General features: G+C 73.5%; 9 protein-coding genes. 2 read left to right on the top strand and 7 right to left on the bottom strand.

Annotated elements, in window-relative coordinates; all coding sequences use genetic code 11:
- The first annotated feature begins 552 nt into the window (after positions 1–552).
- Positions 553–945: a tautomerase family protein gene (locus RY076_RS17065; RefSeq protein WP_323100192.1), complete on the top strand. Its 393-nt coding sequence runs from the start codon at positions 553–555 to the stop codon at positions 943–945.
- 21 nt (positions 946–966) lie between these two features.
- On the opposite strand, the gene RY076_RS17060 is transcribed toward RY076_RS17065, so the two are convergent.
- Positions 967–1,536: an AAA family ATPase gene (locus RY076_RS17060; protein WP_323100190.1), complete on the bottom strand. Its 570-nt coding sequence runs from the start codon at positions 1,534–1,536 to the stop codon at positions 967–969.
- On the bottom strand, positions 1,533–2,402 hold the full coding sequence (locus RY076_RS17055; protein ID WP_323100188.1) for an alpha/beta hydrolase: 870 nt from the start codon (positions 2,400–2,402) through the stop codon (positions 1,533–1,535). The genes RY076_RS17060 and RY076_RS17055 overlap by 4 nt, the downstream gene beginning before the upstream one ends.
- Before the next feature lie 126 nt (positions 2,403–2,528).
- On the opposite strand from RY076_RS17055, the gene RY076_RS17050 reads away from it, so the two are divergent.
- Positions 2,529–3,065, top strand: a complete 537-nt coding sequence (locus RY076_RS17050; protein ID WP_323100187.1) for a P-loop nucleotide/nucleoside kinase family protein — start codon at positions 2,529–2,531, stop codon at positions 3,063–3,065.
- 22 nt (positions 3,066–3,087) lie between these two features.
- On the opposite strand, the gene RY076_RS17045 is transcribed toward RY076_RS17050, so the two are convergent.
- From RY076_RS17045 to RY076_RS17025, 5 genes are all read right to left on the bottom strand, one after another.
- Entirely contained in the window at positions 3,088–4,440 is a 1,353-nt protein-coding gene (locus tag RY076_RS17045) for a DUF1501 domain-containing protein (RefSeq protein ID WP_323100185.1), read from the bottom strand.
- A gap of 10 nt (positions 4,441–4,450) precedes the next feature.
- On the bottom strand, positions 4,451–6,139 hold the full coding sequence (locus RY076_RS17040) for a DUF1800 domain-containing protein (protein WP_323100184.1): 1,689 nt from the start codon (positions 6,137–6,139) through the stop codon (positions 4,451–4,453).
- 5 nt (positions 6,140–6,144) lie between these two features.
- Positions 6,145–9,543, bottom strand: coding sequence for an IPT/TIG domain-containing protein (locus RY076_RS17035; RefSeq protein WP_323100182.1), 3,399 nt, complete (start codon positions 9,541–9,543; stop codon positions 6,145–6,147).
- Between the two features lie 273 nt (positions 9,544–9,816).
- On the bottom strand, positions 9,817–11,016 hold the full coding sequence (locus RY076_RS17030) for an MFS transporter (protein ID WP_323100180.1): 1,200 nt from the start codon (positions 11,014–11,016) through the stop codon (positions 9,817–9,819).
- A gap of 47 nt (positions 11,017–11,063) precedes the next feature.
- Positions 11,064–11,657, bottom strand: a complete 594-nt coding sequence (locus RY076_RS17025) for a nucleoside/nucleotide kinase family protein (protein ID WP_323100178.1) — start codon at positions 11,655–11,657, stop codon at positions 11,064–11,066.
- Between the last annotated feature and the right edge of the window lie 96 nt (positions 11,658–11,753).

Below are 11,753 nucleotides of genomic sequence, written 5' to 3'. Positions count from 1 at the left end.
GGCCTCGATGACGCGCAGCTCGGCGTCGGACTGCGCCTCGAGGTCGGTCAGCGGCGCCGCGGTGAGGTCGTCGCTGGCGGCCTCGACCAGCTCGGCCACGAGGTCGGGTAGCTGCTCGGCCAGCACGTGCCGGGCGATCTCGCGCCGGATCGCGCGTTCGAGCATCGGGAGGTCACGCTGGCGCACCGGCGCCAGAACAGGAGCTCCCTCAGCGTCGACGGGGGACGGGTACAGCACGGCCAGCGACGAGAGCTCGCCGATCGCGTCANACGCTGGCGCACCGGCGCCAGAACAGGAGCTCCCTCAGCGTCGACGGGGGACGGGTACAGCACGGCCAGCGACGAGAGCTCGCCGATCGCGTCACGCTCCTGACCTACCCCTGTCCCCATCTCCCAATCGAACACCAGTTCGAACGAGATGTCAAGAGCCTGAGGAGCCGAAGACGCTGTGGCACAGACGTATTCCGTCGATGAGGAGTTGCGCATACGACCAACGGGAGTCGCGGTCGTGGAAGCATGGCGCGACCACCACGCAGATGCCGGAAGGGAACCCATGCCCAGCACCCTGATCGAGGTCCGTCGCCACTACACGCCGGACGAGCAGGTGGCCCTGATCGATGCGGTCCATGCAGCGCTCGTCGCGGCGTTCCGGATCCCGGAGGCCGACCGCTTCATCCGGCTGGCCGAGTTCGAGCCGCACGCCATGGTGAACGGCCTGCACACGGGTGTCGCCGACACGTACCTGCGGGTCACGATCGACTGCTTCTCCGGACGCTCCATCGAGGCCAAGCGTGCCCTCTACCGAGAGATCGTGGAACGCCTCGGCCACCAAGGGATCCCGCGTGAGCACGTGTCGATCCTGCTGCGGGAGAGCCCTCCCGAGAACTGGGGGTCGGGCGGTGTCGCTGCGAGCGACTACGACCTCGGCTTCGACGTCAACGTATAGGGCCTGACCTCGTCGCGGGGATCAGCAGGACGCGCGTGCGTACGCCTCGTCGAGGATCTGCTGGGTGGTGCTGTCGGGGTCGAGTCCGGAGGAGTCCAGCCACCATCCCCGTGACCCGAAGCCCGCCCACATGCCCGCCCGCAGCCGGTCGTGGCCGTCGAAGGCGAACTGCTCCGTCGGCGGCCGTTCCCGGTCACGCTCCACACACGTGGCGGCGCCGGGGTCGAGGACGACGAGTCGCAGCCGTGGGCCGAGGGCGGCGCGGTAGACCTCGAGCTGCTCGGCGTCGGGCACGATCCAGTCGATGACGGGCGTGAAGCCGGCGGCCATGATGTTCACCGCGAGGGAGCAGATGTTGTCGTTGCACAGCGCCACCTGGCGAGCGGCCTCCTCGGGTGGCTCCCCGAGCGGCCAGACGTAGCCGCCGACGACGAGCCGGGCGACGGCGTCGCCCTCGACGAGGGCGGAGCGGGACAGGACCCGGGCCACGCTCCGGGCCACCGTGGACTTGCCTGCGCCGGGCCCCCCGGTGACGAGCAGGCAGGCCCGGCCACCGTCGAGCGGGCTCGGCGCGGAGCCGGGGAGCGTCACGCGCCTGTCTCCGAGGCGTCGCTCGGTCGGAAGGCCCAGCGCAGCGCGTCCGGCAGGAGCACCCCGCCGTGGTTGGGGCTGTGCCCGCCGTCGCCGAGCACGAGCCGGACGTCGTAGCCCGCCTCGGCCAGCGCCGCCGCCACCCGCAGGTTCTCGGCGAGCCAGTTCCACTCCGGCTCGTTCCAGCCGAGGTCACGGTGGCCGGCCTGCAGGAAGATCCGCAGTGGCTTGGCGGGGGAGCCCGCGATGAGCTGCGGGTACGGGTTGCCCCCGGGCATCTGGGCGAAGCTGGCCAGGAAGGCGACGACACAGCCGAACTGGTCCGGACGCGTCCACGCGGCGGTGAACGAGCCGTTGCCTCCACTGCTGCCGCCGCAGACGGCGCGGTCGGCGGGGTCGGCGCTCAGCGCCCAGCGGTCCTGCACGAGGGGCAGCACCTCGTCGAGCAGGAACGCGGCGTACCGGTCGTCGAAGGCGTCGTACTCGGCGTTGCGGTTCTTCCGCTCGTCGGGGTCGTCCACGTCGGCGAAGACGCCCGGGTCGACGAACACCCCGATCGTCGGCGGCAGCGCCCCCGAACCGACGAGGTTGTCCAGCACGATGCCGGCCCGCACCTCGCCCTCCGGGTCGAGGTACCACCAGCCGTCCTGGAACACGACCACACGGGACGGCGTCGCGGCGTCGTGCCCGGCCGGCACGTGGACCCAGACGCGCCGGGACGTGCCGGGGTAGACGGCGCTGTCCGGCAGGGTGACCTCGACCGTCCGACCCTCGGGGATGCCCGGCGTGCGCTGCGAGTCGGGGCCGTGCTCGTACACCACCTCGGACTGGTCGATCGGCAGCGGTCGGTAGGGGATCGTCTCCACGGGCGCACACGCTAGGGACGCGACGGTCCGGCAGCCACCCCTTTTCCCGGGGCGCGTCGGCGTGCGGGCGAGGGCAGAACCCGGCACCCTGACCGTGGACCCCGGTTCTGGACGAAGGAAGGTGCCGTGGCACGACCGACGCTGTTCCTGACCGTGGGGCTGCCGAGCACCGGCAAGACCACTCTCGCCCGGCGCATCGAGGCAGATGAGCAGGCGCTGCGCCTGACGAAGGACGAGTGGGTCAAGGCCCTCTACGGCCCGGACAACCCGCCGTCGGCCCAGGACGTCATCGAGGGGCGCCTCATCGAGATCGGACTGCGGGCCCTGGCCCTGGGGTGCAACGTCGTCATCGACTACGGCCTCTGGTCCAGGGACGAGCGGTCCGCGCTGCGGCAGGCGGCGGCGGACCTCGGCGCGAGCGTGGAGCTGCGCTACGTCGAGCTCAGCCCGGCCGAGCAGCGCCGCCGGCTCGACCGCCGCCAGGCCGAGGCGCCGCACACGACGTGGCCCATGTCCGACGCCGAGCTGGCCGAGTGGGCCGCCGCCTTCGAGGCCCCGACGCCGGGAGAGCTGGCTGGCACCGAACCGGTGGGGGACCCACCGCAGGGGTTCGCGTCGTGGGACGCGTGGCGTCGGCACCGCTGGCCACCGACGGTGTCCTGACGCGGGACGCCGCCTCGAGGCGTCAGGTGCGGGCCGTGAAGAGCCCGACGCGACTCGTCGGGAGGTTGGGGAACACCGTCGAGGTGGCGAGGCCGGCCCGCTTCTCGAGCGCCTCCGCCAGGACGGTCCGGTAGTCGGTCGTGCCCGCGAGGTCGCCCTGGTCGAGGTTCGCCGGCGCGAGACCGGGCCAGCGGCCGTACACCTGACCGCCGCGCACGCCGCCGCCCATGACGAACGAGACGTTGCCGTGGCCGTGGTCGAGCCCGCCCGAGGCGTTCTCGGCGACACGGCGCCCGAACTCGCTCATCGTCACGAGCGTGACGTCGGCCATCTTCGCCCCGAGGTCGCGGTCGAAGGCGGCCAGCGCCTGGCCGAGCTCGGTCAGCTGGCGGAACATCCAGCCCGAGTCGCTGGCGCCGAGGCCGGAGTGCATGTCCCAGTTGCCGACGTCGACGGTCGCCGCCCGCAGCCCGACGCCCGCCTTGACGAGCCGGGCCACCTCGCGCAGCGCGTCGCCGAGGTCGCCCTTCGGGTACTGGGCGCCGTTCTCCGGGGTGTAGCCCTGCGCCTTGAGCTGCGCCGTCGTCGCCAGGGCGCCGAGCGTGGCGCGGGCGGGCCCACCGAGCGTTGCGGGGGCGCCGGCGTAGAGCGCCGAGAGCGCGGTGGCCCACCGGGCCTGCTCGGTGTCGTTCCACGCGCCGCTCAGACTGAAGTCGTCGACCCGACGGATCGCGATCTCCGGGTTCGGGCCGAGCATCGACTGCGGCGCGCTCGTCGCCCCGACGGCCGCGGAGGAGAAGGTCGTCACCGTGCCGGTGAGCCCGATCATCCGGTCGAGCCAGCCGGTGCGGAGCGTCGAGCCGGGGGCGGCGTTCTCCATCGCGGCCATCGCCTCGAAGTGCGAGCGCGTCGGGTTGGTCTGGCCCACCGCCTGGACGGCGGCGAGGGCGCCCCGGTCCCAGATGGCCTTGAGCGGCGCGAGCGCCGGGTGCAAGCCGAACGTCGCGTCGAGCTGGATGGCCCGCGAGGTCGGCACGGCGATCGTCGGACGCGCAGCGGCGTAGGCCGGATCGCCCACGGGCGCAACGGCGGACAGGCCGTCGAACCCACCGCGGAGGCTGACCACGACGACGGTGTCGCCGGTGTAGTCGGTGCCGGCGAAAGCAAGCTGCGTGGCCGCGCTGGGGCTCGCGACGCCGACGACGGCACCGATGGCCCCGAGGGCACCGGCGCCCGCGAGCAGTGTCCGACGGGAGACCTGCGAGGCGAGCGCCTGGCCCTGCGGGCAGCCGCACTCGGCCACTCCGGTGACGGCGGGGTCGAGGGAGCCGGCGGCGGACGCGTCGGGCGTCGGGGTCGCGGGCCTGGTGGTCATGGCGTCGTCCTCAGCGGGTCGCGAAGGTGGGGGAGTCGAGCAGGAGTGCGACGACGTACGGCAGCCGCCACGACAGGGCGGCCGCGTCGGCCTTGAGCGTGTCGGTGGGCGCGTGCTCGAGGAACCGGCAGATCGCGTCGCGCTGGGCGGCCGAGACCGTCACGAGCAGCCGGGCCGCGAGGGCCTCGACGAACGCGCCGTAGGTGGCGGGACGGGTCGCCGGCACCAGCGTCGACAGCGCCGGGCGCGGCATGGCCTTGAGGGTCCAGCTGCCCGCCAGCCCGAGGTGGAAGTTCCAGCGGTTGAGGGTGCTCGACGCGCCACCCAGTGCCCCGGCGACGTCCGGGTAGCCGTTGGGCGCAGGCCAGCCCATCGGCGCCTGGCCGAATGTCCCTGTGAGCCAGAGCAGCCCGCGCAGGTCTGCCTTGGTCGGGTCGGCAGGCACCGGCTCGGGCCCGAGGCCGAGGATGCGGCACGAGGCGAGGGCGTCCTCGTACGGCGTGCGTACCTTCTTGCCGATCGACGCGGCGAACTCGGGGGAGAGGAACAGTGCCCGCAGCACCGGGGCGATCGCCGTGTTGTTGGCGGTGTACACCTGCGCCAGCTTCGTCACGAGCGTCGCCGGCGGGGTGTCGGAGACGTAGCGGATGCAGAGCTTCGTCGCGATCCGCTTCGCCGTGGCGGGGTGGGTCGCGAGGTAGGTGAGGTACGAGGTCGCGACGGCGTCGCCGCCCTCGGGGCTGGTGTTGGCGTGGCTCCAGCCCATGACCTTGAGCGCCCCGAGGTACCGGCGCTGCGGCTTGTAGGAGTAGAGCCCCGACTCGGAGTCGACCGACAGGCCGGTGAGGGCCAGCGCCGACATCCTGACGTCGGCTTCGGTGTAGGCGCCGGCGCCGACGGTGTGCAGCTCGAGCAGCTCGCGGCCGTAGTTCTCGTTCGGGGCCTTCTTGCGGCTGTCGGCGTTGTCGAGCACCTTGAGCATCGCCGGGTGGCGTGCCGCCGCGCCCAGCATCGCGGTGTACGTGCCGAGGGCGTTCCTGCGGACGACGTCGCGCTGGAACAGGTGCGCGTTGTCCCAGACCTCGCTGCTCGGCACCGGGATGACGAGGTGGTTGGTCCAGAAGTCGACGACCGTCTCGAGCAGCTGCCGCCGCGACCACAGCGCCCGCGCCAGGTGCGACTCGAGCAGGTCGTACATGACGTCCCACGAGCCGTTCGCCGCGACCCGCTCGCGCACCTCCCAGATCCTCCAGCCCAGGCGCGGCCAGCGCTTGAGCACGCCGTCCATCGTCGTGTCCGGCACCTTCGTCAGCGGCGCCAGCTGGGCGTCCAGCCACGCGGTCGTGCCCGTCGCGCGCACCTCGGCGACGAGCGCCGGGGTCGGGCCGAAGGTCGCCCGGCGCAGCAGGTGCAGGACGGGGTCGGTCGCCGACGCGCCGAGGGTGGCCATCACCGCCGGCGCAGCGCTCGTGACGGCCGCGGCAGGCGGCGCAGATGTCAGTGCCGATGCCGGTGCTCCCGCCGCCTGCGCCGTGGCCGCCTGCGCGACCGCGAGCGACGCGCCGCCGCCTAGGCCTGCCAGCACCCGGCGCCGCGCGACCCTGCTGGCGCGCTCTGCCGCGCGCGGCAGCCCTTCTCCCGTGCCCGCCACCTGCCCGGTCGTGTCCGACATCTCGATCGCCCCCTCGGTCGCCGTCACACGGCTCAGCGGAAGTGGATGAAGTTCGACGGCCAGGACGACGTGCCCCGCGTGAGGATCCGGCGACCGCTCATCGAGGTGTACGTGACGCCGAGGACGGTGCCGCCGTAGCCGCTCTCGGAGATCGCGACCTTGTTGCCGTCGGCGCTGACCCAGTCGACGTAGGCCACGTGGTTGCTGTTCCACTGCGCGATGGTGCCGACCTTCGGCTTCTGGTCGACGACGAGGCCCTTGGCCCGGGCACGGTCGTCCCACGTGTTCGCGTTGCCGAGGTTGCCCGGGTTGACGATCCCGTCACGGGAGAGGCGGTAGGCGGAGAAGTTCGTACAGTTGTTGCCCCACGCGTCGACCGGGTAGTTCCAGGCGCGCTGGCCGTAGTAGCCGAAGCGGGTGATGCACGTCTGCGTGCCGCGCGAGTAGCAGGACCAGCTGCGCGGGCCCGGTCCGCCGGTGATGGCCCACACGACCTTCGGGCCGTCGTAGACGGCGAGGTTGGCATCGCCGAGCATCCGCACGATGGCGCCGTCGGCGTCACCGGTGCTCGTCGACCACAGCACGGACCCGGTGCGGGACTGCACGACGAAGCTGCCGTCGGCGCGCATGACGGCGACGTTGCCCGACCCCGTCGTCAGGGCCGACCACTGCAGCCTGCCGGCGGCGGTCGTGACGACGAGGTTGCCGTCGGTGCGCATCGTCAGGCGCCAGGACGTGTTGACCGACTGGAGCGACTCGCCGGAGCGCAGGGTCTGGCCCGGGAGAAGCCGGTCGTAGCGCATGCCGCGGTGGTCCCAGACCGGCGTCGTGCCCTGGCTCAGGAGCAGCAGGCCGTCGTCGCCGAGGGACAGATGGGCGCCGGCCCAGCCGGCCGTCGCGCTGCTCCAGATCGCCGTGCCGCTGGCGTTGACGACGACGACGTTGCCGTCCGCTCGCACCGACAGGCGGTTGCCGGTGCCCTTGGTGCCCGCGGACCAGACGCGGGTCGTGCCTTTGGTCAGCACGAGGTCGCCGGTGGTCTGCAGCGTCAGGGTGTAGCCGCCCCTGGGCGAGTGCATCGAGGTGCCCGCGGTCATGGACTGGCCCGGCTGGAGCTGGGACCCGGCGTCGTAGAGGTAGGCGTTGGTCTTGGTCACGGTGCCGGCCGGCGTCGTGACGCGCACCGGCATCGCGCCGGTCCAGATGCGGGGCGGCACGACCGCCGTGATCTTCGTGGCCGAGACCCGGGTGAACGACAGGGCCGGTACACCGTTGAAGAGCACCGCCGACGCGTTCTGGAACGACGTGCCGCTCAGGGTCACCGTGTTGCCGCCGACGAGCGGGCCCGACGACGGCGTCACGAGGGTGACGACCGGCGGGTCCTGGTAGGTGAAGGCGTTGGCCGCCGCCGAGGGCGAGGTGCCGCCCGGCGTCGTGACTCGCAGGTTGACGACGCCCTCGGGCCGGGCCGGCAGCGTCACCGTCAGCGTCGTGGACGACACGCGGGTGAAGGCCGTCGCGGGCGTGGTGCCCAGGCTGACGGCGCTGACGCGGTCGAAGCCCGTGCCCGTGACCGTGACGGTCGTCCCGCCCTTGGTCTTCGACAGCGACGGGGTGACGGCGGTGACGCCCGGGACGGCCAGGTAGTCGAAGCGGGAGGCCGCACCGGTGGCAGACGTGCCACCGGGCGCGACGACCCGCACGTCGACGGTGCCAGCGGCGTGGGCCGGGCTCGTGATGCGGACCTGGGTGCTCGACACCCGCACGAGTCCGGTGCCGGACACGCCGTCGAACGTGACGTCCTTCGCCCGCCCGAACGTCGTGCCGGTGAGGGTGACGACGGTGCCGCCGCTGAGCGGGCCCGCCGGCACGGACAGTGCGGTGACGCGCGGGGCCGGCTCGTAGGTGAACGACGCGGCGGCGACGTCGGGCGAGGTGCCGTTGGCGTTGACGGCGCGGACCGCCACCGTGCCGGCCGCGTGAGCCGGGGTGGTGACCCGAAGCGTCGTGCCGTTGACGACGACGAGGTCGGTGCCGGCGGTGGTGCCGAACCGCACCGACGTGACGTCCTCGAGGTGGGTGCCGGAGACGGTGACGACGGTGCCACCGGCGAGCGGGCCGGCGTCGGTGGACAGCCGGGTGACAGCCGGCGGGGCCCCGAAGGTGTAGGTCGTGGCCGGGCTGACCGCCGACCAGCCGCCGGCCGACGTGGCCCGGATCCACACCGTGCCGGCCGCGTGCGCGGGAGCGGTGACCCGCAGCGTCGTGGCCGACACGCGGGTGACCTGCAGGACGCGGGTGCTGCCGAAGAAGACCGAGGTGGCGTAGCCGAGGTTGGTGCCCGTCAGGGTCACGACGGTGCCGCCGCGCGAGGGGCCGCTCGAGGGCGACACCTTGGTGACGGTCGGCATCGCCTCGTAGCGGTACCGGCCGGCCGCGACGACGGGGCTCGTGCCCGCCTTCGAGGTGACGCGGACGTCGACGGTGCCCGCGGGTCGCGCCGGGGTGACGACGCGGATCGTGCCGGCCGAGACCTGGGTGACCTTCGTCGTCCGGGTCGTGCCGAAGAGGACAGAGGTGACGCCCGTGAGCCGAAGGCCGCTGATCGTCAGCGTCTGCGCACCCGCGGTCGGGCCGGCCGACGTGGACAGCTTCGTGACGGCGGGCAGCGTCGTCGGGCTGGGCGCGGCGGGGGTGGCCGGCGCGGAGTAGCGGAAGCGGGTGGCCGTGACTGCGGCCGACGTTCCGCCCGGCGTCGTGGCGCGGACGTCGACGAGGCCCGCCGTGTGGGCGGGCGCGGTGACCCGCAGCTGCGTCGAGGACACCCGCGCGACGATCGGGGCGCTGGTCGTGCCGAAGCGGACCGCGGACGCGCGGGTGAGGCCGGTGCCGGTGAGCGTCACCGACGTGCCGCCCTTCGTCGTCCCGGAGGTCGTCGACAGACGCGTCAGGGTGGGCACGGCGTCGAAGGCGAAGGTCGAGCGCAGCGTCTGGGGGGAGAAGCCGGCCGCGTTCGAGACCCGCACGTAGACGACGCCCGCCGGTCGGGCGGGCGTCGTGACGCGGATGCGCGTGGCCGAGATGCGCAGGACCTTGGTGACGGCCGTGCCCCCGAACCAGGCCGTGGTCGCCGAGCCGACGTTCGTGCCGGACAGGTCGACGGTCGTCCCTCCGCGCACCGGGCCGGCGACGACGGACAGGCTCACGGCGCCGGGGACGGCCACGGCGGTTGCTGCAACGGTCGCTACGGTGGCGGCTGCGGTGGTCGCGGCGGGCGCGACGGTGGGAACCGCAGCGTCGGCGGCGGTCGCCGGCAGCAGCGTCGCAGCGGTGGCGAGGGTCACTGCGGAGGCGAGCAGGCGCCTCACGTGTCGGGTGCGGGGATGCCGTGGGGTGGCCACGGGTCCGTGCGTCGTCGGGTGGAGGGGCATCGGTCGTCTCCTCGGAAGTCAGGTGTGCGAACGTCGCTGTCCTTCGTGGAGGGGTGCCGACTCACCTAACGGGGACAGGACACGAGGCCGGCCGAGAAGCAGTGTGCGTTGCCGATCGCGAGGATGTGAGCGGTTTCGCCCGAATTGACAGGATTCCTGTCCTGGCGACGCACGAGTGAGCAGCAGTGAACTCCCGTCACACGCGTCACAGGTGTCGACGGCCGAGGTGTGGGCCGACGTTCGGGCCGACGAGGAGGCCTGCTCGGGGGAGCGTCAGTCGATGCGTCGCAGTCCGGGGCGCAGCAGCAGGACGACGCCGCCCTGGACGACGCCGACGGCGGCGAGGATGAGCCAGACCGGCGACAGCCCGCCGGAGACGTCGCGGACCAGCCCCATGGCGAGCGGACCGACCGAGGCCAGGCCGTAGGACACGAGGAACGCCATGCCGGTGAGGCGGCCGCTCGCCTCGGGGGTCACGGCGTACCGGACGAGCAGCACGAGCGCGAGCGAGAACGCCGCCCCCTGGCCGAGCCCGGTGACCAGGGCCCACACCCACGGCGCGGCGAGCGGTGCGAACGAGATGCCGAGGCTGCCGGCGACGCCGAGGACCGCCGCGGGGAGCAGGAGACGGCGCATGTCGGCGGTGCGGTCGCTGAGCAGCGGGCCGACGAGACCGGACACGATCTGCGCGGCGCTGAAGGCGGCCGCGAGGTAACCGGCCGACGCGGGCGACCAGCCCTGCTCCACGTAGGTCGGCGCGAGCCACGTGACGGCGGAGTAGAAGCACCACGACTGCAGCGCGAGGTAGAACGCGACGAGCCACGCGGTGCGGCTGCGCCAGGGAAGGCGCCCTGCGCCCTCCTCCCCGGTCGTGTGGTGCGGGTTGGCGCGTCGGGTGAAAGGGGCCCACGCGAGGACGCCGACGAGGGCGACCACCGACCACGAGCCGAGCGAGGCCTGCCACGAACCGAACCGCTCGGCGAGGGGGACCGACAGCGCCGAGCTGACGGCTGCCCCGCCCATCATCGCGAGCATGTAGAGACCGGTGACGAGCCCGACCCGACGCGGCGGGAAGAACGTCTTGACGAGCCGTGGCAGCAGCGTGCCCGCCACGGCGATGCCGACCCCGGCGAGGAACGTGCCCGCGTAGAGGACGAGGCCGTTCTCGCCGGCGAAGCGGCTCGCGGTGCCGGCGAGGATGCTGACGATCGCCGCGAGTACCGCGGCCACGGCGCCGAGGTGGTGCGCCAGGCGGCTGGCCACCGGGGCGAACAGGCCCATGCAGAGCACCGGGAGGGTCGTCAGGGCGCCGGCGGCGGCGTGCGAGAGGTGCAGGTCGGCCGAGATGCTGTCGAGCAGCGGCGGGACGCTCGTGATGGCGATGCGCAGGTTGGCGGCGACGGCCACGAGGGCGACGGCCATGACCCACACGGGCGGCAGGGGACGCACGGCACGGGTGGAGCCGGGGGTCATCCGTTCGTGCCGGGGGCGGCGGCCGCCGTGGGGGACTGGTGCATGCCTCAGAGACTAGATGTGTCGACGACGAGGTCCGCGCACCGCCTGGTGCGGTCGCCCTCGAACAGCTCGGACTCCTGGGCCGCCCAGCGGTCCCAGTGCGGCTCGTAGGCGGCGCCGTCGCGCGCCAGGCCACGGCGGCGGCGCAGGTCGCGGTCGGCCTCGACGAACACCGACACGGCGACGTAGGGCCGGGCCGCGCCGACGCTGCTGCCGCATCCCTCGACGACGAGCAGCGGGCCGGGCGGTACGACACGGGTGCCGACCCACGCGTCGCGGACCCAGCTCCACAGCCGGTGCGCGGCGGGCTCGCCCCGCGAGAGCGGCGCGAGCACCTGCTCGGCGAGCAGGTCGGGGGCAGCTGCCAGGCCGTCCCAGCCCGGGTAGATCTCGTCCATGTGCACGAGGCCGACGTGGCCGCCGGTCCGCTCGGCGAGCGCGGCCCGGACGCCGAGGGCGAGCGTCGTCTTGCCCGACCCGCTCGGGCCGTCGACGGCCACGACGACGGTGTCGCCGCAGCGGGGCCTCGCCACGAGGGTCAGGGCGACCACGGCGTCGACGTGCGCGGGCAGCGCCGCGGCCGTGACGTCGTCCCACATGGCGGCGACGATACCGACCGGGGGCGAGACCGACCGTGGGCGAGACCGACCGTGGGCGAGACCGACCGTGGGCGAGACCGACCGTGGGCGAGACCG

This window comes from Intrasporangium zincisolvens (genome assembly GCF_034724055.1).
GTDB classification, from domain to species: domain Bacteria; phylum Actinomycetota; class Actinomycetes; order Actinomycetales; family Dermatophilaceae; genus Monashia; species Monashia zincisolvens.
This window is presented reverse-complemented; position numbering and strand designations above follow the sequence as displayed.